General features: G+C 45.5%; 23 protein-coding genes and 2 riboswitches. All 23 genes read left to right on the forward strand.

Translation table 11 applies throughout. The features are described 5' to 3' along the window. Positions 1–227 precede the first annotated feature (227 nt). The gene (gene mneS, locus C1T29_RS03970) at positions 228–1,100 is read left to right on the forward strand and encodes a manganese transporter MneS (RefSeq protein WP_103750072.1); all 873 of its coding nucleotides are present in this window, start codon (positions 228–230) and stop codon (positions 1,098–1,100) included. A 151-nt stretch (positions 1,101–1,251) separates the two neighbouring features. Next, positions 1,252–2,214: an AAA family ATPase gene (locus tag C1T29_RS03975; RefSeq protein ID WP_040083971.1), complete on the forward strand. Its 963-nt coding sequence runs from the start codon at positions 1,252–1,254 to the stop codon at positions 2,212–2,214. Next, positions 2,214–3,410 (forward strand): DUF58 domain-containing protein, encoded by a 1,197-nt coding sequence (locus C1T29_RS03980; RefSeq protein WP_103750071.1) that lies wholly within the window; start codon positions 2,214–2,216, stop codon positions 3,408–3,410. Before C1T29_RS03975 ends, C1T29_RS03980 begins: the two co-directional genes overlap by 1 nt. Before the next feature lie 21 nt (positions 3,411–3,431). After that, positions 3,432–5,645, forward strand: a complete 2,214-nt coding sequence (locus C1T29_RS03985; RefSeq protein WP_103750070.1) for a transglutaminase TgpA family protein — start codon at positions 3,432–3,434, stop codon at positions 5,643–5,645. A 162-nt stretch (positions 5,646–5,807) separates the two neighbouring features. Beyond that, positions 5,808–7,349, forward strand: coding sequence for a glutamine-hydrolyzing GMP synthase (gene guaA, locus C1T29_RS03990; protein WP_103750093.1), 1,542 nt, complete (start codon positions 5,808–5,810; stop codon positions 7,347–7,349). Positions 7,350–7,458: 109 nt separating this feature from the next. Beyond that, positions 7,459–7,992 carry a sigma-70 family RNA polymerase sigma factor gene (locus tag C1T29_RS03995; RefSeq protein ID WP_103750069.1) on the forward strand — a complete coding sequence of 178 codons (534 nt, stop codon included), beginning with the start codon at positions 7,459–7,461 and terminating at the stop codon, positions 7,990–7,992. Then, entirely contained in the window at positions 7,974–9,440 is a 1,467-nt protein-coding gene (locus tag C1T29_RS04000; protein ID WP_103750068.1) for a DUF4179 domain-containing protein, read from the forward strand. Before C1T29_RS03995 ends, C1T29_RS04000 begins: the two co-directional genes overlap by 19 nt. Before the next feature lie 147 nt (positions 9,441–9,587). Next, positions 9,588–9,689: riboswitch (purine riboswitch) on the forward strand. A gap of 134 nt (positions 9,690–9,823) precedes the next feature. Then, positions 9,824–11,146, forward strand: coding sequence for a hypoxanthine/guanine permease PbuG (pbuG, locus tag C1T29_RS04005; protein WP_103750067.1), 1,323 nt, complete (start codon positions 9,824–9,826; stop codon positions 11,144–11,146). Between the two features lie 210 nt (positions 11,147–11,356). After that, the gene (locus C1T29_RS04010; protein WP_040083965.1) at positions 11,357–12,160 is read left to right on the forward strand and encodes a DUF6574 domain-containing protein; all 804 of its coding nucleotides are present in this window, start codon (positions 11,357–11,359) and stop codon (positions 12,158–12,160) included. Between the two features lie 158 nt (positions 12,161–12,318). Further along, positions 12,319–12,486, forward strand: coding sequence for a Fur-regulated basic protein FbpA (locus C1T29_RS04015; RefSeq protein WP_014663056.1), 168 nt, complete (start codon positions 12,319–12,321; stop codon positions 12,484–12,486). Between the two features lie 210 nt (positions 12,487–12,696). Beyond that, positions 12,697–13,251 carry a DUF2179 domain-containing protein gene (locus tag C1T29_RS04020; protein WP_009966729.1) on the forward strand — a complete coding sequence of 185 codons (555 nt, stop codon included), beginning with the start codon at positions 12,697–12,699 and terminating at the stop codon, positions 13,249–13,251. After that, positions 13,251–13,448 carry an NETI motif-containing protein gene (locus C1T29_RS04025; RefSeq protein ID WP_103750066.1) on the forward strand — a complete coding sequence of 66 codons (198 nt, stop codon included), beginning with the start codon at positions 13,251–13,253 and terminating at the stop codon, positions 13,446–13,448. Before C1T29_RS04020 ends, C1T29_RS04025 begins: the two co-directional genes overlap by 1 nt. Before the next feature lie 79 nt (positions 13,449–13,527). After that, positions 13,528–13,629: riboswitch (purine riboswitch) on the forward strand. A gap of 141 nt (positions 13,630–13,770) precedes the next feature. Further along, positions 13,771–14,259, forward strand: a complete 489-nt coding sequence (gene purE, locus C1T29_RS04030) for a 5-(carboxyamino)imidazole ribonucleotide mutase (RefSeq protein WP_014663058.1) — start codon at positions 13,771–13,773, stop codon at positions 14,257–14,259. Beyond that, on the forward strand, positions 14,252–15,394 hold the full coding sequence (gene purK / locus C1T29_RS04035; protein WP_103750065.1) for a 5-(carboxyamino)imidazole ribonucleotide synthase: 1,143 nt from the start codon (positions 14,252–14,254) through the stop codon (positions 15,392–15,394). The genes purE and purK overlap by 8 nt, the downstream gene beginning before the upstream one ends. Further along, positions 15,391–16,686 carry an adenylosuccinate lyase gene (gene purB / locus C1T29_RS04040; RefSeq protein WP_103750064.1) on the forward strand — a complete coding sequence of 432 codons (1,296 nt, stop codon included), beginning with the start codon at positions 15,391–15,393 and terminating at the stop codon, positions 16,684–16,686. Before purK ends, purB begins: the two co-directional genes overlap by 4 nt. A 73-nt stretch (positions 16,687–16,759) precedes the next feature. Continuing rightward, positions 16,760–17,485 (forward strand): phosphoribosylaminoimidazolesuccinocarboxamide synthase, encoded by a 726-nt coding sequence (purC, locus tag C1T29_RS04045; RefSeq protein ID WP_014663061.1) that lies wholly within the window; start codon positions 16,760–16,762, stop codon positions 17,483–17,485. Further along, the gene (gene purS / locus C1T29_RS04050; RefSeq protein ID WP_003219409.1) at positions 17,478–17,732 is read left to right on the forward strand and encodes a phosphoribosylformylglycinamidine synthase subunit PurS; all 255 of its coding nucleotides are present in this window, start codon (positions 17,478–17,480) and stop codon (positions 17,730–17,732) included. The genes purC and purS overlap by 8 nt, the downstream gene beginning before the upstream one ends. Beyond that, complete coding sequence (gene purQ, locus C1T29_RS04055; protein WP_014663062.1) at positions 17,729–18,412, forward strand: phosphoribosylformylglycinamidine synthase subunit PurQ; 684 nt, start codon at positions 17,729–17,731, stop codon at positions 18,410–18,412. The genes purS and purQ overlap by 4 nt, the downstream gene beginning before the upstream one ends. Next, on the forward strand, positions 18,396–20,624 hold the full coding sequence (gene purL, locus C1T29_RS04060; protein ID WP_103750063.1) for a phosphoribosylformylglycinamidine synthase subunit PurL: 2,229 nt from the start codon (positions 18,396–18,398) through the stop codon (positions 20,622–20,624). Before purQ ends, purL begins: the two co-directional genes overlap by 17 nt. Further along, positions 20,600–22,030 (forward strand): amidophosphoribosyltransferase, encoded by a 1,431-nt coding sequence (gene purF, locus C1T29_RS04065; RefSeq protein WP_003233947.1) that lies wholly within the window; start codon positions 20,600–20,602, stop codon positions 22,028–22,030. Before purL ends, purF begins: the two co-directional genes overlap by 25 nt. A gap of 100 nt (positions 22,031–22,130) precedes the next feature. After that, positions 22,131–23,171, forward strand: a complete 1,041-nt coding sequence (gene purM / locus C1T29_RS04070; RefSeq protein ID WP_103750062.1) for a phosphoribosylformylglycinamidine cyclo-ligase — start codon at positions 22,131–22,133, stop codon at positions 23,169–23,171. After that, positions 23,168–23,755 carry a phosphoribosylglycinamide formyltransferase gene (gene purN / locus C1T29_RS04075; protein ID WP_103750061.1) on the forward strand — a complete coding sequence of 196 codons (588 nt, stop codon included), beginning with the start codon at positions 23,168–23,170 and terminating at the stop codon, positions 23,753–23,755. Before purM ends, purN begins: the two co-directional genes overlap by 4 nt. Further along, positions 23,752–25,290 carry a bifunctional phosphoribosylaminoimidazolecarboxamide formyltransferase/IMP cyclohydrolase gene (gene purH, locus C1T29_RS04080; protein WP_103750060.1) on the forward strand — a complete coding sequence of 513 codons (1,539 nt, stop codon included), beginning with the start codon at positions 23,752–23,754 and terminating at the stop codon, positions 25,288–25,290. Before purN ends, purH begins: the two co-directional genes overlap by 4 nt. The last annotated feature ends 14 nt before the right edge of the window (positions 25,291–25,304 follow it).

Below are 25,304 nucleotides of genomic sequence, written 5' to 3' on the forward strand. Positions count from 1 at the left end.
ATTCACTTTTGCAAGTTTGTTTGATATTTCCAATTCTAAGGATCGCTAATGTGTAGATTTTCATTAGGTTTAAAGGGCTTTTTAGAGTCACAATAAATTGGATTAGAGAAAAAGTGTTCCATCATCACTATTTTTCTGTGGTAGGTGAATCATGTTTCTGTAGACCCACTGCGGTTCAGCTTTGTATGATAATCATAGGAAAACGTGAGCGGAGAGGAGGTTTTTGTATGGAGAGGTATGATGAATTGAAAAAAGGCGAATCCGGGGCGCTGGTCAGTATTGCTGCGTATCTTGTCCTTTCCGCGATTAAACTGATCATCGGTTATTTTTTTCACTCGGAAGCACTTATGGCAGACGGGTTAAATAACACAACTGACATTATTGCTTCTGTTGCTGTTCTGATCGGCCTGCGCATCTCTCAAAAACCTCCTGACGAAGATCATCCATACGGCCACTTTCGGGCGGAAACGATTGCATCGCTTATCGCATCCTTTATTATGATGGTTGTCGGTTTGCAAGTGCTGTTCAATGCCGGAGAATCTATTTTTTCTGCTAAGCAAGAGACGCCGGATATGATCGCGGCTTGGACGGCAGCAGGCGGGGCAGCACTGATGCTGGTCGTTTACCAGTACAATAAAAGGCTGGCCAAGAAGGTAAAGAGCCAGGCGCTCCTTGCTGCGGCTGCTGATAATAAATCAGATGCGTTCGTCAGTATCGGCACGTTTATCGGCATTGTGTCTGCTCAATTCCATCTGGCTTGGATTGATACGGTCACTGCGTTTGTGATAGGTCTTCTCATTTGCAAGACCGCATGGGATATTTTTAAAGAGTCATCTCACTCTTTGACTGATGGATTCGATACAAAGGACATTTCAGCTTATAAACAGACGATTGAAAAAATCTCGGGTGTGAGCCGTTTAAAAGACATTAAAGCAAGATACTTGGGCAGTACGGTTCATGTTGATGTGGTGGTTGAGGTATCGGCAGATTTAAATATTACGGAAAGCCACGATATAGCCAATGAAATTGAGCGGAGGATGAAGGAGGAGCATGCGATTGACTATTCACATGTTCATATGGAGCCTTTGGAACAAAAATAATGGAGCTTCCTGTCACAGGAAGCTTTTTTGCGTGATTTCTTCTGCTTGGGTTGGAAACAATTTGCTAGAATCGTTTTTTTATACAAATCTCTTTTTGTGGTAAAGTTAGGTTACGATATGATGAATTTTGTAGATAAATAGGAGGAAAAGAATGGCATATCAAGAAGACCTGCATCCTTTGCTGGGGAAAGCAGTTGAACATATTAATAGAGTAATGGTTGGAAAACGAGACATCGCCATACTCAGCTTAGCAGCCCTTCTTGCCAAAGGGCATGTGCTGCTTGAGGATGTACCCGGAGTCGGAAAAACGATGATGGTCCGCGCGCTGGCGAAGTCAATCAGCGCCGATTTCAAAAGAATCCAATTCACTCCGGATTTGCTGCCATCTGATGTAACAGGGGTATCTATCTATAATGCAAAAACGATGGAATTTGAATATCGTCCCGGTCCGATTATGGGAAATATCGTGCTGGCCGATGAAATCAACCGTACTTCTCCGAAGACACAGTCGGCTTTGCTTGAAGCGATGGAAGAGGGAAGCGTAACGGTAGATGGCCATACGATGCCGCTTGCCGCTCCGTTTTTTGTGATGGCAACGCAAAACCCGGTCGAATATGAAGGGACCTATCCTTTGCCGGAAGCCCAGCTTGACCGTTTTTTATTCAAACTTCGGATGGGTTATCCGTCCTTTAATGAAGAGCTTGATGTCTTATCTCTTCAGGAAAAAAGCCATCCGATTGAGACGCTTGAGCCGGTTATTACTAGAGAAGATTTCATCCGTTTGCAGCGGGAAGTGCAAAATGTCCGTGCCGATGACAGTATTAAAGAATATATCGTTGAAATCGTGCAGAAAACGAGACAGCATCCCTCTGTTCAATTAGGTGTCAGTCCGCGCGGCTCAATCGCTCTCATGAAAGCGGCACAGGCCTACGCGCTGCTGCATCATCGCGACTATGTCATCCCGGATGATATTCAATATTTAGCTCCTTTCACGCTGCCGCACCGGATGATGCTTCATCCTGAGGCAAAATTTGAAGGGATTCAGGCAGAAGCGATCGTAGGGGAGATCATGTCAGCTGTGAAGGTGCCGGTTCAAAGGTCGTCGGTCCGCTGATGAATAAGAAATGGCAATGGCTTGTATATGGTTGGAAGCTGATAATATTAACTTTATTGACGGCTGCTGTTTTTTCTTATGCGATGTTTCAGGGCGGCTTTGTCAGCTGGTTTTTGTTTTACGCGTTTCTCCCTTTTGTCTTGTATGCCGGGCTGCTGGCATTGTATCCGCTCCGCTCCTTCCAGGCTTCACGGCAGATGGATAAAACACAATTGCATGCGGGGGACAGGCTGGGCGTGACGATTACGCTGAGACGGAAGCTGCCGTTTCCCCTGATGTATATGGTGATTGAAGATTGCCTGCCAGAAGGAATTGAGTCCTTGAAGCGAGACGAAGCCGCGGCCAAACGGCTTGTTTTTCCTTGGTTTAAACGGAGTATGACGATGTCGTATGAATTAGCTCGGGTACCGCGCGGAGAGCATCACTTTCATGCTGTCAGGGTGCGAACCGGAGATGTTCTTGGCTTGATTGAAAAAACAGCATTTTTTGAGCTGGGAGATATCCTGTTTGTTTATCCAACCTTTCAGCGTTTTTCCTATCAGGTGAATGAGAGGCATCAGGAAGACGGTGTAAGCGGTTCTTCTCCTATTCATCAGCACCATTCCTCAGTCGCAGCAAGTGTGCGGAATTATCAGCCGGGAGACCGGTTTGCTGCATTAGATTGGAAGACTTCTGCACGGCGGAGCCAGCTGATGACGAAGGAATTTGAACCTTCCCGAAGCAAAAATCTGTTTCTTCTGATGGACCGTTTTCCCTCTGAAGCATTCGAAGAGGTCGTTTCAGCGACTGCTTCGATCCTTTATTCTGTTTTAAAAAACGGAGCGGGCGCAGGATTGGCTTCCGTCGGAAAGGAAAAAAACATTTTCCCCATTCAGGAAGGGGATCAGCATTTTAAGCACATGCTTCGGCATTTAGCAGTGGTTCATTGTAATGCGGCTGACCCGATAAGCCGATATGTACGGGAGGAGCTGGGAAAGCCATCTGTTCGCCAAGCCGATCAAGTGGTCGTCACGGGACAGGTAACGGAAGATCTGCTGCACCTCGCAGAAATCGGAGGCGGCCGGGTTACGGTGATACTGGCAAAAGAGAAAGATGCTGAGCTTTCTCAAGCTGAAAATATCGTGATTGAACGCATGATGAAACGCCAAATCAGAGTTCAGGTCATGAGGGGCGGACAAGTTTCGCGTGTTGTTTAGAAAGAGAGGTGACGGGTTCACATGCCGCACGATGATCAGAAGGGAAGCCGTTTGAGCTTGCTGTTATTTTATTTTCTGGCTTTTTTATTGTTGTGGGAGTGGCTCAGGCCGCTCAACAGTTTTACTGAAACGAAACATACGGGCTTTTTTATTGTCTTTATCGGCTTGACGTTTCTGCTGACTTTTTTCCGGATGAGGTGGTTTGTCACCGTTCCTTTTTGTATCTTATTTACATTGCTCTCGATACACATCCTGTTTTATCAAGGATCTCTATTCGACTTGAGCTGGGTCAGCTCTTTTTTGCAGGATGTCTATCTGAATATCACGCTGATTCAATCAGGGCAATGGAATGATATGATTCCTTCTTTTCGGACCCTGCTGTTTTTTGTGCTGCTGTGGCTGCTGGTCTATCTCCTGCATTATTGGGTGATTTACCAGAGAAGAATTTTGTTTTTCTTTATGATGACAGTAGCGTATATTACGATTCTTGATACCTTTACGCCATATGATGCCACTTTTGCCGTCATCCGTATCGTGCTGATCGGCTTCTTTATGCTGGGCCTTTTATACTTAGAACGCATTAAGCTAATGGAAAGAATCACACTGCCAAAAACATCTGTCCTGAAGTGGTTTCTTCCTTTATCTGTATTGGTTTTGGCTGCAGTGGGATTCGGACTCGCCGCTCCAAAATCAGATCCGGCCTGGCCTGATCCGGTGCCTTTTCTTAAAAAAATCACTCATCAAGACCGCGTGTCTGCAGGAGAAAGCAAAATCGGATACGGGAATCATGATGAATCACTCGGCGGCCCGTTCCAGCAGGATGCTACACCCGTTTTTACATGGCAGGGAAAAGAGCGGACGTATTTCCGTGTGGAAACGAAGGATACGTATACCGGGAAAGGCTGGGTTGAAACAGACACAGGCATGTCATATCAGCTTAGCGGAGGAAAAGTGGAAAATCTGTGGTTTGACCATAAAGTGGCAACAGAGCGCCGCACAGTCCGTGTAAAGGTTGATAAGCACTATGGGTACAACCATTTGATGTATCCGATTGGTGCGGTCACCATTCAGCCAAAGCAGGCTGTCTCACTTGAAATGAACGGCAACACGGAGCAAATTTCTCCGATCAGTGAACAAGCCGGTGAAATCAGAAATATGGGGAATTATAAAGTAGCGTACAATTCCCCGGTCTATAAGCTGGATGAACTGAGAAAGGTAAAAGTGAGAAAAAACAGTGAGGAGTACACATTCAGCGATCGCTACATGCAGCTTCCAGATTCACTGCCAGAGCGGGTGAGAACCCTTGCGATCAAACTGACTCAGGATCACGACAATATGTTTGATAAGGTGAAAGCGGTTGAGGACTATTTAGGGTCAAATGCGTTCACATATGAAACAGAAAAAGTGCCCATTCCTAAGAATGATGAGGATTATGTCGATCAATTTCTGTTTGAAACGAAAATGGGTTATTGTGATAACTTTTCTTCCGCCATGGTGGTGCTCTTGCGCTCGGCCGGCATTCCGGCCCGCTGGGTAAAGGGTTATACGTCCGGCGAATACAAAGAAGCAGGAAACAAAAATGGCAGCATCTACGAAGTGACAAATAACAATGCCCATTCCTGGGTAGAGGTGTACTTCCCGGAACAGGGCTGGGTTACATTTGAGCCGACTAAAGGGTTTACTAATCCGGCTCAATTTACTTCTTCTGAAACAAAGGACTCTGGCAGCGATAACAGCAGCTCGCCGAAGAAAACAAAAGAGAAACAGAAAGAAGAGAAAAAACAGCCGCAAAAAGAGGTAAAGCCAAAGGAAAAACGGGAGCCAGCTGTTTCTAAAAAGCCGTCCGCTTCGCATACAAATGCCGGTGCAGGCTGGTATGCTGCGCTTGTGGTTCTTGCAGTCCTCCTGGTGGCAGCGGTATTGCTGTATGCTTTCCGTTCGTTATGGATTCCTGTTTTCGCTGTGAGGAAATTGAAGCGGCGCAGCGATCAGCACGCGTTTTTTGAGGCATATGGCGCACTGCTGAAACAACTGAAGAGAAAAGGACTGCCGAAACGAGACAGTGAAACGCTGCGTGATTATGCGAAACGAATCGATGAAAAATACGACATAGAAGACATGTCAAAGCTGACATTAAGCTATGAAAGGGCGCTTTACAGAAATGAAGATTCTTCGGCGCTATGGAATGATTCGAGAGAGTTATGGGAAAATTTAATTAAAAGAAGATGGTCTTGACCACTTATCGACGTGTTGTTAGAATTAGTGAATATTATCGGAGTCTGGGAGCGAGTTGGCCTGACTCCGGCAAACGGCCTTGCCAAAGAGGGCGGAGCGAGCTTCATATCTGTCCTCGTTTTTTTCTGTGTCAAAAAACTTAGAGGAGATTAGGTGACAACCATGACAAAGTTAGTGAATGAAATGATTCTTGTCCTTGATTTCGGCAGTCAGTATAACCAGCTGATTACACGCCGTATCCGTGAATTCGGTGTATACAGCGAGCTGCATCCACATACATTGACGGCTGAAGAAATTAAAAAAATGAATCCAAAAGGAATTATTTTATCCGGCGGTCCAAACAGTGTGTATGATGAAGACTCTTTCCGCTGTGACGAGAAAATCTTCGAGCTTGATATTCCTGTATTGGGAATTTGCTACGGCATGCAGCTAATGACTCATTACCTTGGCGGTAAAGTTGAAGCGGCAAGCCAGCGTGAATACGGAAAAGCAAACATCCACATCGAAGGCACACCTGATTTGTTCAGAGATCTTCCGAATGAACAAGTGGTTTGGATGAGCCACGGCGATTTGGTTGTAGAAGTTCCTGAAGGCTTCACTGTTGACGCGACAAGCCATCACTGCCCAAACTCAGCAATGAGCAAAGCAGACAAAAAATGGTACGGCGTTCAGTTCCACCCGGAAGTGCGCCACTCTGAATACGGCAATGATCTTCTGAAAAACTTTGTATTCGGAGTTTGCGAATGCGAAGGCGAATGGTCAATGGAGAACTTTATCGAAATCGAAATGCAAAAAATCCGTGAAACGGTCGGAGACAAACAGGTTCTTTGCGCGCTAAGCGGCGGCGTTGATTCCTCTGTTGTTGCTGTTTTGATTCATAAAGCGATCGGCGACCAGCTGACTTGTATCTTTGTAGACCATGGTCTTCTCCGTAAAGGCGAAGCTGAGGGTGTTATGAAAACATTCAGCGAAGGCTTTAACATGAACGTGATTAAAGTAGACGCACAAGATCGATTCTTAAATAAACTAAAAGGCGTTTCTGATCCTGAGCAAAAACGCAAAATCATCGGTAATGAATTCATTTACGTATTCGATGATGAAGCGGACAAGCTCAAAGGCATCGACTACCTTGCACAAGGTACGCTTTACACAGATATCATCGAGAGCGGTACCGCAACGGCGCAAACGATCAAATCTCACCACAATGTCGGCGGGCTTCCTGAAGACATGCAGTTTGAGCTGATCGAGCCGTTAAACACGCTCTTTAAAGACGAAGTGCGCGCGCTTGGCACAGAGCTCGGCATTCCGGATGAAATCGTGTGGCGCCAGCCGTTCCCAGGACCGGGACTCGGAATCCGCGTTCTTGGCGAAGTAACAGAAGAAAAACTAGAAATCGTTCGTGAATCAGATGCAATCTTGCGTGAAGAAATTGCAAATCACGGCTTAGAGCGTGATATCTGGCAATACTTCACGGTTCTTCCTGACATCCGCAGCGTTGGTGTGATGGGTGACGCAAGAACATATGATTACACAATCGGAATCCGCGCCGTTACATCAATCGACGGCATGACATCTGACTGGGCGCGTATCCCGTGGGATGTGCTTGAAGTCATTTCGACACGTATCGTAAACGAAGTGAAGCACATTAACCGCGTGGTGTACGATATTACAAGCAAGCCGCCTGCGACGATTGAGTGGGAGTAAGTAAATAACAACGAGAAAAACGTCCCTTTTTCAAAAGGGGCGTTTTTTTGTTAACTTTTTGAAACCGTTTCGGCAGTTTTCGTATCTAACAACATAGGAGGTGGATAAGGTGAAGGAAGAAAGATTGATTACAAAGGCGAGAAAAGGAAATGCTCGGGCCTTTGAAAAGCTTGTGCTGGCACATCAGGAGACTTTATATAAAACCGCTTATCTTTATTTAAGAAATAAAGAAGATGCACTTGATGCTGTACAGGAAACAGCTTATAAAGCTTTTATCAGTATAGAAAAACTAAAAGAGCCAAAGTATTTTTTAACGTGGCTTACTCGAATATTGATTCATACCATTTTTGCCATGAATAAAAAGAAAGGAGATTTGGTTCCATTTGAGAAACATCATGATGCTGGAACCAATCAAGCAAATATTGAGGAATACATAGACTTGCGAAATGCGATTGATTTACTTGATGAACATGTTCAGCTCACGATACAGCTCTATTATTTTCAAGATTATTCGATTTCAATGATAGCTGAACAAACAGGAATGGCAGAAGGCACAATTAAAACCCATTTACATAGAGCGAGAAAAGCATTGAAACAGGAGCTGGAAAAGGAGGATCAAAACAAATGGACAAACACCAAATGAAGCAGATATTTGATGACATTGAAGTGCCTAAGACAGCGCTAAAAAAAGCAATACATCAAGCTGTTGTTCGTGCTGAAAATGAGAGCAACACAAGGCGCCGTTTTAAATGGGCACGAACTATTACAAATGGAATCGCTGTTGCTGCTGTGGTAGGTATACTGTATTTAACGTCCGGTCTTTTTCTGCCTTCTGTAAACAAAGCGATGGGGAGCATACCCATTGTCGGCCAAATTTATAAGGAGTTTCAAGATAAAGTTGGCCTATCATTGTTTAAAAGCAATCTGGTCACAGCTTTGAATGAAAAAGCTGAGTCAAGGGGAATCACTGTTTCGGTAAACAGCTCTTATTACGATGCCGGGCAGCTTGTGTATAACTTTACTGTTGATAACCTCCAGTCTAATGAAAAAGAGCTCAGTTATAATGTGAGTAAAGCGAGTTTTAACAATAATTTTTCAATCAACTACGATTCCTTAATGCTCAAAAAATTAAATAACAAACAATATGCTGGTCAATTAAGGCTTTATACAAAAGGGACAGAAATAAAAAATGGGGATACCGTGCCTTTTGTGATTACTCATATCAATGAAATACAGGGAAATTGGAGATTCAAACTGCCTATTACCAAAAAGAATGCTAGTTATTTAGAAAGCTCGAAAGTGGTATCAGTGCATCACAATCGTTATCAATTTTCCAATATTCAAGTGGAGAACGGAAAGCTCGGATCTGTCCTTCAATTTACAATCGATTATCAAGGCGTAGCAAAGCATGATACGGTTGAAATTAACGAAGTCAAAGATGATTTAGGAAACACATATGAGATGACAGCGTCAAACATCCAACTTGGAGACCGCAAAAAAGTAAACGAGAGATCGGTAAGAGCAAAAAGACAAACACAGTTAGAATCACCAATTAATCCAAAGGCAAAAAAGCTAACATTAATAGCAAATATTAAATCTGAGGCAGAGGGCAGTGAAATTGTCCCGCTAAATGCAGAGATGCCGTTTCATATTTCAGAAACAAACCATCAAAACATAGGGATTGAAATCAATAACATTAACCAAAAAGGGACGAAAGTATTGGTTCATTATCGCTTCACTGGAATTGATACCTCAAGCATGAATGAAAATGACTTAGTGAATATCGGTGAAACGATTGGCCTTGGTGATACGAAAAAAATGCAATCTTGGCTTGATCCAGTGGGTGATTATGAAGAAGGTTATTATTTGAAAGCAAATACAGCTAAAGTGAAAAATATGAACACCGCCGAAATGGTATCTACTTTTGAACTGGATGATGCCTACCTTGATAAGCTGTCTTTAAAGCATTTTGAGTTTAATGAGTACGGCCTGTATATTGATAAAGGCGTTTTAAATCACCTGATTCAACAAAAGCCAATCTCGTTTACTGTACCAGTGCATCAGGTGAGTCAACCTACCGAAAAAAAATAATCATAAGTCGAAAAGCCGTATGTTGCCATACATACGGTTTTTATCATTGTTGCTCATTTAGTCAATAGACGAATAAACCAATTTTTTTAATAAGTAATGTTCGTTGTTTATATTGTCAATTCAAATTGAACTTGGTACAATAGACACAGAAATCAAATAAGGTGAATTCGTATAATCGCGGGAATATGGCTCGCAAGTTTCTACCAAGCTACCGTAAATGGCTTGACTACGTAAACATTTCTTTCGTTTGATATAAATAAAACACGTTTATTTATTCGAACTGAAATCCGTCTGTAGTCAAGCGTCCCAAAATGATTGGGGCGTTTTTTATTTGGCGATTTCAGGGCAGGATAAATAGCAAAGAGTGAAGGGAGTCAAATAGCTTGAAAAAGTATTTTCAGTTTGATGAGCTGGGCACCAGCTATCGCAATGAAATCATTGGCGGATTAACGACTTTTTTGTCTATGGCATATATTTTGTTCGTCAATCCGATTACGCTTGCTTTGGACAGCGTGAAAGATTTTCCGGAGGCGCTGAGAATTGACCAAGGTGCGGTCTTTACGGCGACAGCGCTGGCGTCTGCAGCAGGATGTATCTTAATGGGATTAATAGCGAGATATCCGATCGCCATCGCGCCCGGTATGGGGCTGAATGCGTTTTTTGCGTTTTCTGTTGTCCTTGGTATGGGTATTTCATGGCAGGCAGCTTTGTCTGGTGTTTTTATTTCAGGTCTTATTTTCGTTGCTCTTTCTTTAACAGGTTTTCGTGAAAAAATTATCAATGCCATTCCGCCTGAGCTGAAATTGGCAGTCGGTGCGGGGATCGGCCTGTTTATTACATTCGTTGGCTTACAGGGATCAGGAATCATTACTGCAAACCCTTCTACGCTCGTCACGATCGGAAACATTCACAGCGGTCCTGTGCTGTTAACCATTTTCGGTGTGATTGTCACGGTTATTTTAATGGTGCTTCGCGTGAACGCAGGCGTGTTTATCGGGATGCTGTTAACAGCGGTTGCCGGCATGACTTTCGGTTTGATTCCGGTTCCGACTCAAATTATCGGCAGTGTGCCGAGCCTTGCGCCGACTTTTGGACAAGCGTGGATTCACCTTCCGGATGTTTTCTCCGTACAAATGCTGATCGTTATTTTAACATTCTTGTTTGTCGGATTTTTTGATACAGCTGGTACACTTGTTGCTGTGGCAACACAAGCTGGTTTAATGAAGGAAAACAAATTGCCGCGTGCGGGCCGTGCGCTTTTAGCTGATTCATCTTCTATTGTGATCGGTGCCGTGCTTGGTACGTCTACAACAACTTCTTACGTGGAATCAAGCTCAGGTGTCGCTGCGGGTGCCCGGTCAGGATTTGCCGCAATTGTAACAGGGATTCTCTTCTTACTGGCTACGTTTTTCTCGCCGCTCCTATCAGTCGTTACGTCAAATGTAACAGCGCCAGCGCTTATTATTGTTGGTGCATTGATGGTGGCGCCGCTTGGCAAAATCGCTTGGGATAAGTTCGAGGTGGCCGTTCCTGCTTTCCTTACCATGATCATGATGCCGTTAACGTACAGCATTGCAACTGGCATTGCCATCGGATTTATTTTCTATCCGATTACGATGGTGTGCAAAGGAAAAGCCAAAGAGGTTCATCCAATCATGTACGGGCTGTTTGTTGTATTTGTCCTGTACTTTCTCTTCTTAAAATAAGGAATGAAAAACCAGCTGCCGGTGCAGCTGGTTTTTTTGTTGCAAAAGATAAAACCATTTCATACGATATACCGTCATGTAGATGTGAAGCCATGCTTTACTTAAATGGAAATGACTTGACTGTTCAGGAAGGCTTCGGTACCTTATATAAGTGTTTTATTTTCTTGCTGAATGGTATTCCGCCGTATTTTTTTGATAGGAGTTGCTGACATGACGGAAGAAAGAAAAGAAACGTTTGAAGAAGAAATTAACCAGAGTGAAAGAATAGATGCAGATGAAGAACCGCTATCGAGAATGTCCAGAAAGGCAAGCCGCCAAAGCAAGCAGAAGCAAAAACAAAAGCAGAAACCGCGCCAGGAACGCGGTGAATCGGCTGTTAAAGACAAGCTTGCGTCTGTATGGGCAGCCATCAACAGATACTGCGGTTTTGCATTCTCGATTTTAAAATCACCGGCGAAAACCGTCATAGCGGATGGTTTTTCTCATTATAAGTACGGTCTGATTTCAATGCTTATATTCAGTGTGATCTTTTCAATTGGGAACTGGTTTCAGTTAAAGGCGAGCTGGAACCGGCCGCTCGGTTTCGGAGAACGCCATCATGCTTTCTATGACGGGTTTTTAGTTGTTCTAGTGTATTTGCTGATCTTTTTCGCGGTAATGGTCTTTGCTATATGGGCTGTCTCCCGTTACATGATGAAGCAGAAGGTGACGTTCAGAGAAGCGGCTGCCGTATTGGGTTCATTGCTTGTACCGGTGATAGCTGTTTCAATTATATGGCTGATCTTTGCGATTGTGAATATCCCAATGCTGACAGTTCTGTTTACGGTGCTGATCCTGTTTTCCATCTTTTTTATCATCGCGCTGTATGTACAGCGGGTGTACCAGGCGGCAGAAGATGCACCGATTGATTATATCTATTGTGTATTGGCTGTGGTGGGGATAGCGCTGCTGTTTACGGCAGTGACTTGGCCGTTTATTTCTGAATATTTCACGGCATCGCTGATTCCGCTTTAATGAAAAAACCGGCTCAAAGCAGCCGGTTTTTTCATGTCACACTTTTTACAAATATATCTAAAAAACATAGTTGATTTGTAGGATTAACCCGTGTATGATGGGGAAAATGCTGTAAACGTCCAGCGCAAAAACCTTTATATTGAAGGAGGATGATGGACATGGCTGAAGTACTTCGCCGCGCAATTAATCAAAAGAAGCAATTTTTAAAAACCAAATTACTGCTCTCGGAATTTTATCAGGGAAGAGGGGAACAGCTGGCTCACTACACGCTGAGTGAGCTTGAGAAAGAATACAAGTCCCTTCTGAAAATGAAAAAAGAGATCTGACAATAGATGAGAAGAGGTGAGTCTGCTGAAAAGCGGGCTTTTTTTGATTTTGAAAAGATGAGAAAGCGGGTAAACTACTACTGTTTAACCTCATAAAGCGTGTCGAAATATTTTCCTTAGGCTTTCGGCCTCGGCTCATTGTAAACGACTCATTTCTCTAGTAGAATATGAATGCTTTATGCAAGCTGAAGAGTAGGGGGATGAAATAAAATGATGCAAACCATCTTATCAAATGGGATAGCCATGGTTCTCATAATTCTCATTATTAACATTGTCTATGTGTCATTTTTTACGATAAGAATGATATTAACGCTGAAAGGACAGCGTTATTTAGCGGCCGGCATCAGCACGATTGAAATACTGGTTTATGTGACAGGGCTGAGTCTTGTGCTTGACAACCTAGACCAGATTCAAAACGTGATCGCGTACGCGCTCGGTTACGGTCTTGGCGTGATTGTCGGCATGAAAATAGAAGAAAAATTGGCACTTGGCTATATTATGGTCAACGTCATTACGAAGGAGCTCGATCTTGATCTTCCGAAGCAGCTACGTGAAAAAGGCTACGGCGTGACAAACTGGGTGGCCGGCGGACTCGAAGGTGACCGTACAGCCCTTCAGATTCTGACGCCGAGAAGATATGAACTCCAGCTATATGATACGATTAAAACACTTGATTCAAAGGCCTTTATTATTGCGTACGAACCAAAAACAATCCACGGGGGCTTCTGGGTCAAAGCGGTGAAGAAGAGGAGAATTAAAGAATAATGGCAAAGCCGAAGAAGAAAAAGTTTGAAGTGACAGAGCAGCAAACGATTGATGCGGTGCTTCAGCAAATGAAAGAAGAAGGTTATCTGCCTGTAAGGCGAATGGAAGAGCCTATTTTTATGGAAAAAAAGGAAAATGGGTCAATTCAGATCGTTACGTGCGGGAAAAAAATCGTATTTGAAGGGAAATTGATCTAAAACACGAACATTAGTAGAATGAATTTTTGTATCGTTCGATAATATCGTTGACATTATCCATGTCCGTTGTTAAGATAAACATGAAATCAAAACACGACCTCATATAATCTTGGGAATATGGCCCATAAGTTTCTACCCGGCAACCGTAAATTGCCGGACTATGCAGGAAAGTGATCGATAAAACTGACATGGATATATCGCAGAAGCGAACGACTGACGATACATGTACCATGCCCGGTTTGTATTGCTTCCTCATAAGTGCAATGCAAATTCGGGTATTTTTTATTTTCTGAAAACTAAAGCATTAGAAGGTGGGAACAGAATGCAGCCGCTAGTAGGAATCATCATGGGAAGCACTTCCGATTGGGAGACAATGAAACACGCATGCGACATACTTGACGAACTTAATGTTCCATACGAAAAAAAGGTCGTTTCCGCTCACCGGACGCCTGATTTTATGTTTGAATACGCTGAAACTGCCAGAGAAAGAGGCATCAAGGTGATCATCGCCGGCGCCGGTGGAGCGGCGCATCTGCCTGGGATGACGGCGGCGAAAACAACGCTTCCGGTCATTGGAGTGCCGGTCCAGTCCAAGGCGCTGAACGGCATGGATTCACTGCTATCCATCGTCCAAATGCCTGGAGGCGTACCTGTTGCGACGACAGCCATAGGCAAAGCGGGCGCAGTGAACGCAGGCCTGTTAGCGGCGCAAATTTTGTCAGCTTTTGACGAAGATCTTGCCCGTAAGCTGGATGAGAGAAGAGAAAATACAAAACAGACGGTGTTAGAAAGCAGTGATCAGCTTGTCTAAACAAATCATCTATCCGGGAGCTGTAATCGGCATAATCGGCGGCGGCCAGCTTGGGAAAATGATGGCTGTATCCGCCAAACAAATGGGGTATAAAGTCGCGGTCGTTGATCCTGTGAAAGATTCGCCGTGCGGACAGGTTGCGGATGTCGAAATTACCGCTCATTATAATGACCGTGAAGCGATTCGACAATTGGCTGAAATCAGCGATATCATCACATATGAGTTTGAAAACATTGACTATGATGCGCTGCATTGGCTGAAAGACCATGCGTATCTCCCGCAAGGAAGTGAGCTGCTGCTCATTACCCAAAACCGAGAAACAGAGAAAAAAGCAATTCAAGCCGCGGGCTGTGAAGTCGCCCCGTACAGCATCGTCAAAACACAGAATGAATTGAAACAGGCGGTACAGGAGCTGGGGCTTCCGGCAGTGCTGAAAACATGCCGCGGCGGGTACGACGGCAAAGGCCAATTTGTGATAAAAGAAGAGGCGCAAATAGAGCAGGCAGCCGCTCTTTTAGAACACGGAACCTGCATTCTTGAAAGCTGGGTTTCTTTTAAAATGGAACTGTCGGTGATCGTCGTCAGATCGGTAAACGGAGAAGTTTCAACATTTCCGGCAGCTGAAAACATTCACCACAACAATATTCTTTTCCAAAGCATTGTGCCTGCACGGGTCGGGGAAGAGATTCAGCAGAAGGCTGCTGAGCTGGCCGTTAAGCTTGCTGATGAGCTCAATCTTGTTGGGCCGCTTGCTGTTGAGATGTTCCTGACAGAGGACGGAGAGCTTTTGGTTAATGAACTGGCGCCAAGACCGCACAATTCTGGGCATTATACGCTGGACCTTTGCGAGACGAGCCAGTTTGAACAGCATATCAGAGCGGTATGCGGGCTCCCGCTTGGCAAGACAGATTTGCTGAAGCCGGGCATGATGGTGAATCTTCTCGGCAATGAAGTAAAGCTTGTTGAGGAAGACCCGGATCTTTTAAAAGAGGCAAAGCTATATATATACGGAAAACATGAAATCAAAAAAGGCCGCAAAATGGGGCATATTACATTTATGAAGCAGCCTGAAGACGAATGGATTCAGGAGATCACAAATAAATGGATGAATAGAGACGGAGGACAAGCAGAATGATCGAACGTTATTCAAGACCTGAAATGTCTGCGATTTGGACGGACGAAAACAGATTTCAAGCATGGCTGGAGGTAGAGATTCTTGCCTGTGAAGCGTGGGCAGAGCTTGGCGTCATTCCGAAAGAAGATGTAAAGGTTATGCGTGAGAACGCGTCATTTGACATCAACCGCATTTTAGAAATCGAAAAGGACACGCGCCATGACGTTGTCGCTTTTACACGCGCCGTTTCCGAATCACTGGGCGAAGAAAGAAAATGGGTGCACTACGGCTTAACGTCAACTGATGTTGTTGATACGGCTCTTTCCTACTTATTAAAACAGGCAAACGATATTCTGCTCAAGGATCTTGAGAGATTTGTTGACATTATTAAAGAAAAAGCAAAAGAACATAAATACACAGTCATGATGGGGCGCACACACGGCGTACACGCTGAGCCTACAACATTCGGCTTAAAACTTGCGCTTTGGCATGAAGAAATGAAACGTAATCTTGAGCGTTTTAAACAAGCCAAAGCAGGCATCGAGGTTGGAAAGATTTCCGGCGCTGTCGGCACATATGCGAACATTGATCCATTTGTTGAGCAATATGTCTGTGAGAAGCTCGGATTGAAAGCAGCACCGATTTCAACTCAAACCCTTCAGCGTGACCGTCATGCTGACTACATGGCAACACTTGCTTTGATCGCGACAAGCATCGAGAAATTCGCTGTGGAAATCCGCGGATTGCAAAAGAGTGAGACACGTGAAGTTGAGGAATTTTTCGCGAAAGGGCAAAAGGGATCATCTGCAATGCCGCATAAACGAAATCCGATCGGTTCTGAAAACATGACAGGCATTGCGCGCGTGATCCGCGGCTACATGATGACAGCTTACGAAAATGTTCCATTATGGCATGAGCGCGATATTTCTCATTCTTCAGCAGAACGGATTATTCTTCCGGATGCGACAATTGCGCTGAACTATATGCTGAACCGCTTCTCCAACATCGTGAAAAACTTAACGGTCTTCCCGGAAAACATGAAGCGCAACATGGACCGCACTCTAGGCCTTATCTATTCCCAGCGTGTGCTGCTTGCTTTGATCGACACAGGCCTGACACGTGAAGAAGCCTATGATACTGTTCAGCCGAAAGCAATGGAAGCGTGGGAAAAACAAGTGCCGTTCCGTGAGCTTGTGGAAGCGGAAGAGAAAATTACGTCACGTCTTTCTCCGGAAAAAATTGCTGACTGTTTTGATTACAACTACCATCTGAAAAATGTTGATCTGATCTTTGAACGTTTAGGTTTAGCATAGAAGAAGCTTTTAGCGGCTTCTTCTAAGCCGCCGCAGTTTGAAAATTCCCAACATTCGGGTTAGGAGGCCTTCCGTGAATATTGTGAAGAATGAACTTTTATATGAAGGAAAAGCAAAAAAGATCTACAAAACCGATGACGAAAACACGCTGTATGTTGTGTATAAAGACTCCGCCACTGCCTTTAACGGCGAGAAAAAAGCAGAAATCAGCGGAAAAGGACGCTTAAATAACGAGATTTCAAGCTTGATTTTCAAACATCTTCATACAAAGGGCATTAACAATCACTTTATCGAGCGCATTTCGGAAACGGAGCAGCTCATTCAAAAGGTAACGATCGTGCCGCTTGAAGTCGTCGTCAGAAATGTTGTGGCAGGAAGCATGTCCAAACGTCTCGGTATTCCAGAAGGCACGGAACTTGAACAGCCGATTATCGAGTTTTACTACAAAGATGACGCCCTGGGTGATCCGCTCATCACCGAAGATCATATTTGGCTTTTGAAGGCGGCGACTCCTGAGCAGGTAGAGACCATTAAGTCCATTACAAAAACAGTAAATGAAGAGCTTCAAAGCATTTTCGACGATTGTCATGTCAGATTAATAGATTTCAAGCTTGAATTCGGATTAGATGCAGAAGGGCAAGTGCTTTTGGCGGATGAAATTTCTCCTGACACATGCCGCTTGTGGGATAAAGAAACGAACGAAAAGTTGGACAAAGATTTATTCAGACGCAATCTGGGAAGCTTAACCGACGCATACGAAGAGATTTTCAAAAGACTGGGAGGCATTCATCATGTATAAAGTAAAAGTTTATGTCAGCTTAAAAGAAAGTGTACTAGATCCACAAGGGAGCGCTGTCCAGCATGCCTTGCACAGTATGACTTACAACGAAGTTCAAGATGTGCGCATCGGGAAATACATGGAGCTTACCATTGAAAAATCTGACCGTGATCTTGACGTGCTAGTGAAAGAAATGTGCGAAAAACTTCTTGCAAATACAGTGATTGAAGATTACAGATATGAAGTTGAGGAGGTAGTCGCACAGTGAAATTTGCGGTGATTGTGTTACCCGGCTCCAACTGTGATATCGATATGTATCATGCTGTAAAGGATGAGCTCGGCCATGAAGTGGAATACGTCTGGCATGAGGAAACAAGTCTTGACGGCTTCGACGGCGTGTTAATTCCGGGAGGATTTTCTTATGGCGATTACTTAAGATGCGGCGCCATCGCCCGATTTGCGAATATTATGCCAGCTGTCAAACAGGCGGCGGCTGAAGGAAAACCTGTTCTTGGCGTCTGCAACGGATTCCAGATTTTACAGGAGCTTGGGCTTCTGCCAGGCGCAATGAGACGCAACAAAGATTTGAAGTTCATTTGCCGTCCGGTTGAATTGATTGTGCAGAACGACGAAACATTATTCACAGCTTCCTACGAAAAGGGACAATCGATTACAATCCCGGTTGCCCATGGTGAAGGGAATTTCTACTGTGATGACGAGACGCTTGCTTCATTAAAGGAAAACAATCAAATTGCTTTCACATACGGCTCTAATATTAATGGAAGTGTCAGCGACATTGCCGGTGTCGTGAATGAGAAAGGCAATGTATTAGGCATGATGCCTCACCCTGAACGCGCGGTCGATGAACTGCTTGGAAGCGCCGACGGTCTTAAATTGTTCCAGTCTATCGTGAAAAATTGGAGGGAAACTCATGTCACTACTGCTTGAACCAAGTAAAGAACAAATAAAAGAAGAGAAACTATATCAGCAAATGGGTGTCAGTGATGATGAGTTTGCATTGATAGAATCCATTCTTGGAAGATTGCCGAACTACACTGAAATCGGAATTTTTTCTGTCATGTGGTCTGAGCATTGCAGCTACAAAAACTCAAAGCCGATTTTGCGTAAATTCCCGACAAGCGGCGAGCGTGTGCTGCAGGGGCCGGGGGAAGGCGCCGGAATCGTTGATATCGGTGATAACCAAGCGGTTGTCTTTAAAATTGAATCACATAACCACCCATCAGCTCTAGAGCCTTACCAAGGCGCTGCCACTGGCGTAGGCGGAATTATCCGTGACGTATTCTCGATGGGTGCCCGTCCAATCGCTGTATTGAACTCTCTTCGATTTGGTGAACTGACTTCACCGCGAGTGAAGTACTTGTTTGAAGAAGTAGTAGCGGGTATCGCCGGATACGGCAACTGTATCGGCATCCCGACAGTCGGCGGAGAGGTGCAATTTGACAGCAGCTATGAAGGAAATCCGCTTGTCAATGCAATGTGCGTCGGTTTAATCAATCATGAAGACATCAAAAAAGGCCAGGCGAAGGGTGTCGGCAATACCGTAATGTACGTAGGAGCGAAAACAGGGCGTGACGGAATCCACGGCGCTACGTTTGCTTCTGAAGAGATGTCAGACTCATCTGAAGAAAAGCGTTCTGCTGTCCAAGTCGGCGATCCGTTTATGGAGAAGCTTTTGCTTGAAGCGTGTCTGGAAGTCATCCAATGCGACGCCTTAGTCGGCATTCAGGATATGGGAGCTGCCGGTTTAACAAGCTCAAGTGCAGAAATGGCAAGTAAAGCCGGCTCTGGTATTGAAATGAACCTTGACCTGATTCCTCAGCGCGAAACAGGCATGAGCGCGTATGAAATGATGCTATCTGAATCACAGGAACGGATGCTTTTGGTCATCGAGCGCGGACGTGAGCAGGAAATCATCGATATTTTTGACAAGTACGATCTTGAAGCGGTTTCTGTCGGACGTGTGACAGATGATAAAATGCTTCGCCTGACACACAAAGGAGAGGTTGTGTGCGAGCTGCCTGTTGATGCCTTGGCAGAAGAAGCACCGGTTTACCATAAGCCTTCTCAAGAGCCTGCTTACTATCGCGAGTTTTTGGAAACGGACGTTCCTGCCCCGCAAATTGAAGATGCGAATGAAACGCTGAAGGCGCTTCTTCAGCAGCCGACGATTGCGAGCAAAGAGTGGGTTTACGACCAGTATGACTACATGGTGCGCACGAATACAGTTGTCGCTCCCGGGTCTGATGCTGGTGTTCTCAGAATCCGCGGAACGAAAAAGGCGCTGGCGATGACGACAGACTGTAACGCGCGTTATCTCTATCTTGATCCTGAAGTCGGCGGGAAAATTGCTGTTGCTGAAGCGGCGCGCAATATCATTTGCTCAGGCGCAGAACCGCTTGCAGTCACGGATAACCTTAACTTCGGAAACCCTGAGAAGCCGGAAATCTTTTGGCAGATCGAAAAAGCGGCAGACGGCATCAGTGAAGCGTGCAATGTTCTCAGCACACCGGTTATCGGCGGAAACGTATCACTTTATAACGAATCAAACGGCACGGCGATCTACCCGACACCTGTTATTGGCATGGTCGGCTTAATTGAAGATACAGCACACATTACAACACAGCATTTCAAACAAGCGGGCGATCTTGTGTATGTGATCGGCGAAACAAAACCAGAGTTTGCCGGAAGCGAGCTGCAAAAAATGACAGAAGGCCGCATTTACGGCAAAGCGCCGCAAATCGATCTTGATGTCGAACTGTCACGCCAAAGAGCACTGCTTGAAGCGATTAAAAAAGGCCTCGTTCAATCTGCGCATGATGTGTCTGAAGGCGGCCTAGGCGTAGCGATTGCGGAAAGTGTCATGACGACGGAAAACCTTGGCGCTAACGTAACTGTAGAAGGGGAAGCAGCGTTATTATTCTCTGAATCTCAATCCCGCTTTGTTGTTTCAGTGAAAAAAGAACACCAAGCAGCGTTTGAAGCAGCTGTAAAAGATGCGGTTCATATTGGTGAGGTAACGGCTGACGGAATTCTGGCGATTCAAAACCAAGACGGACAACAAATGATTCATGCGCAAACGAAAGAGCTTGAACGCGCATGGAAAGGAGCTATCCCATGCTTGCTGAAATCAAAGGCTTAAATGAAGAATGCGGCGTATTTGGGATTTGGGGGCATGAAGAAGCCCCGCAGATCACATATTACGGTCTCCATAGCCTCCAGCACAGAGGGCAGGAGGGTGCGGGCATCGTAGCGACTGATGGTGAAAAACTGACGGCGCACAAAGGCCAAGGGCTGATCACTGAAGTATTTCAAAATGGCGAACTCAGCAAAGTAAAGGGAAAAGGCGCTATCGGGCACGTTCGGTACGCAACGGCTGGAGGCGGCGGATACGAAAATGTACAGCCGCTCCTCTTCCGTTCCCAAAACAACGGCAGCCTGGCGCTTGCTCATAACGGAAACCTTGTCAACGCCACTCAGCTGAAGCAGCAGCTCGAAAATCAAGGGAGCATTTTTCAAACCTCTTCGGATACAGAGGTTTTGGCCCATCTGATCAAAAGAAGCGGCCACTTCACACTGAAGGATCAAATTAAAAACTCGCTTTCCATGCTGAAAGGTGCCTACGCGTTTCTGATCATGACAGAGACCGAAATGATTGTCGCGCTTGACCCGAACGGGCTTAGACCGCTGTCGATCGGCATGATGGGCGACGCTTATGTGGTCGCATCGGAAACATGCGCATTTGATGTTGTCGGCGCAACGTACCTTCGTGAGGTAGAACCGGGTGAGATGCTGATCATCAATGACGAAGGCATGAAATCAGAGCGTTTTTCCATGAATATCAACCGTTCCATTTGCAGCATGGAGTACATTTATTTCTCCAGACCAGACAGCAATATTGACGGTATTAACGTGCACAGTGCCCGTAAAAACCTTGGGAAAATGCTGGCTCAGGAATCCGCAGTTGAAGCTGACGTCGTAACCGGGGTTCCAGATTCCAGTATTTCAGCGGCAATCGGCTATGCAGAGGCAACAGGCATTCCGTATGAGCTCGGCTTAATCAAAAACCGGTATGTTGGCAGAACGTTTATTCAGCCGTCCCAGGCTCTGCGTGAGCAAGGCGTCAGAATGAAGCTGTCTGCGGTGCGCGGGGTTGTAGAAGGCAAACGCGTCGTGATGGTAGATGACTCTATCGTGCGCGGAACAACAAGCCGCCGGATTGTCACGATGCTGAGAGAAGCGGGTGCGACAGAGGTGCATGTGAAAATCAGTTCACCGCCGATCGCCCATCCGTGCTTTTATGGCATTGACACTTCCACACATGAAGAACTGATCGCGTCTTCGCATTCTGTTGAAGAAATCCGTCAGGAAATCGGAGCCGATACCCTCTCATTTTTGAGTGTGGAAGGGCTGCTGAAAGGCATCGGCAGAAAATACGATGACTCGAATTGCGGACAGTGTCTCGCTTGCTTTACAGGAAAATATCCGACTGAAATTTACCAGGATACAGTGCTTCCTCATGTGAAAGAAGCAGTATTAACCAAATAAAACTTGAAAATGACATAAAGGCAGCGCAGTTCGGCTGCCTTTCTCTTTCTGCCCTCTTTAGGGGAGATATTTTGAAAAGCGCCTTAAAGGAGTGAATAGGATGTCTGAAGCATATAAAAACGCAGGAGTTGACATCGAAGCCGGATATGAAGCTGTAAAACGAATGAAAAAACACGTGGAGCGCACGAAACGGCTTGGCGTTATGGGCAGCCTTGGCGGTTTTGGCGGCATGTTTGACCTGTCTGAGCTTTCTTATCAAAAGCCAGTTCTCATTTCGGGAACGGACGGTGTCGGCACAAAATTAAAGCTCGCTTTTTCCATGGATAAGCATGACACGATTGGCGTGGACGCTGTTGCGATGTGTGTCAATGACGTGCTGGCACAAGGTGCAGAGCCGTTGTTTTTCCTCGATTATTTAGCGGTTGGCAAAGCGGACCCTGTGAAAATTGAACAGATCGTACAAGGTGTGGCGGACGGCTGTGAGCAGTCAGGTTCAGCCTTAGTCGGCGGCGAGACGGCTGAAATGCCGGGGCTCTATACAGCTGATGAATACGATATTGCCGGTTTCTCAGTCGGAGTGGCAGAAAAGGACGAAATCGTGACTGGAGAAAACATCCAAGAGGGCCATCTCTTGATCGGCCTCAGCTCCAGCGGCCTTCACAGCAACGGATTTTCCCTTGTCAGAAAAGTGCTTCTGGATGATGCGGAGCTGGACCTTGATACAACATATGAACCGTTTGACCGCTCCCTTGGCGAGGAGTTGCTTGAACCGACAAGAATTTACGTGAAGCCTGTGCTTGCCGCAGTCAAAAGCGGAAAAATCGACGGCATGGCGCACGTTACAGGCGGAGGATTTATCGAAAATATCCCGCGCATGCTTCCAGAAGGCTTAAGTGCGGAAATCGATCACGGCTCATGGCCGATCCCGCCGATTTTCTCTTTCCTGCAAGAGTACGGCAAGCTGAAGGAAGAAGACATGTTCAACGTCTTTAATATGGGGATCGGCTTTGTTTTGGCAGTCAAAGAAGAGCATCTGACAGATGTGATCGGCACACTTGAAAGCAATGGCGAAAAAGCCTATTTGATCGGGCGTGTGAAAAAAGGCCAAGGCGTCACATTTGGCGGTGCGGCACTTTCATGAAAAAGATTGCGGTATTTGCATCAGGAAACGGTTCAAACTTCGAAGCCATCGTCACGCGTTTGAAGGAGGAGAACTGGGATGCGTCAGTAGCGCTCCTCGTTTGCGACAAACCGCAGGCGAAAGTCATCGAACGGGCGGAAGCATTCCACATTCCATCCTTTGCATTTGAGCCGAAGTCTTATGAAAACAAGGCTGCATTTGAAAAAGCCATTATTGAACAGCTTCGTCTTCACGAGGTTGAATTGATTGTTCTTGCCGGCTATATGAGGCTGATCGGTGATACGCTCCTTCAAGCATATGGAGGGAAAATCATTAACATTCACCCGTCGCTTCTTCCGGCGTTTCCTGGGATCGACGCAGTCGGGCAGGCGTTCCGAGCGGGTGTGAAGGTGGCCGGAATCACCGTGCATTATGTCGATGAAGGAATGGATACAGGTCCGATCATCGCTCAAAAGGCAATCGAAATTGATGAACATGATACATTGGAAACAATCGAACAGCGAATTCACAAGCTTGAGCATAAATGGTATCCGAGTGTGATTAAACAGCTATTAGGATTAAATAACAGAGGTGAAAAGGCATGACCATTAAACGTGCATTAATCAGTGTTTCAGATAAAACAAATCTCGTTCCTTTCGTAAAAGAACTGACAGAGCTTGGCGTTGAAGTCATCTCCACAGGCGGAACGAAAAAGCTTCTTCAAGAAAACGGCGTGGATGTGATCGGAATTTCTGAAGTGACAGGATTTCCTGAAATTATGGACGGCCGGTTAAAAACCCTTCACCCGAATATTCACGGCGGTCTTCTGGCGGTTCGCGGCAATGAAGAGCATATGGCGCAGATCAATGAACACGGGATACAGCCGATTGACCTCGTTGTCGTCAACCTCTATCCATTTAAAGAAACGATTTCTAAAGAAGACGTCACGTATGAAGAAGCGATCGAAAATATCGACATCGGCGGACCTGGCATGCTGCGTGCGGCATCAAAAAACCATCAGGATGTGACGGTTATCGTCGATCCGGCCGATTACAGCCCAGTGCTGAAGCAAATCAAAGAAGAAGGCAGCGTATCTCTTCAGAAAAAACGCGAGCTCGCGGCAAAAGTATTCCGTCATACTGCGGCATATGATGCACTGATCGCTGACTATCTGACAGACGTTGTCGGTGAAAAAGAACCAGAGCAATTCACTGTAACATTTGAGAAAAAACAATCGCTTCGCTACGGAGAAAACCCGCATCAGGAAGCAACATTCTATCAAACAGCACTTCCTGTTAAAGGCTCCATTGCGCAAGCAGAACAGCTCCACGGCAAAGAGCTTTCTTACAACAATATTAAAGACGCGGACGCGGCAGTTCAAATCGTTCGTGAATTCACTGAGCCGGCTGCGGTTGCCGTGAAGCATATGAATCCGTGCGGTGTTGGGACCGGGGAAACAATCTCAGAAGCGTTTGACAGAGCGTTTGAAGCGGATAAAACATCTATCTTCGGCGGCATTATCGCGCTGAACCGTGAAGTGGACAAGGCAACTGCCGAAGTGCTTCACAACATTTTCTTAGAAATCATCATTGCGCCTTCATTCAGCCAAGAAGCGCTTGACGTCCTGACTGCGAAGAAAAATCTTCGTCTGCTGACGCTTGACGTATCTGCTGCTGTTCAAAAGGAAAAACAGCTGACATCCGTTCAAGGCGGGCTGCTGATTCAAGATTTAGATATGCACGGCTTCGATGATGCGGAGATCAGCATTCCGACAAAAAGAGAGCCGAATGAGCAAGAGTGGGAAGACTTGAAGCTCGCTTGGAAAGTCGTGAAGCATGTGAAATCAAATGCGATCGTTCTCGCGAAGGACAACATGACAGTCGGCGTGGGAGCAGGCCAAATGAACCGCGTTGGATCAGCGAAAATCGCCATCGAGCAAGCAGGAGAAAAAGCGAAGGGCAGCGCGCTCGGTTCGGATGCATATTTCCCAATGCCAGATACTGTCGAAGAAGCGGCAAAAGCGGGCGTTACAGCCATCATTCAGCCAGGCGGATCAATCCGTGATGAGGATTCCATCAAAAAAGCGGATGAATACGGCATTGCCATGGTCTTCACCGGCATCAGACACTTCAAACATTAAGGGGATGAAAACGA

The organism is Bacillus sp. MBGLi79 (genome assembly GCF_002953915.1).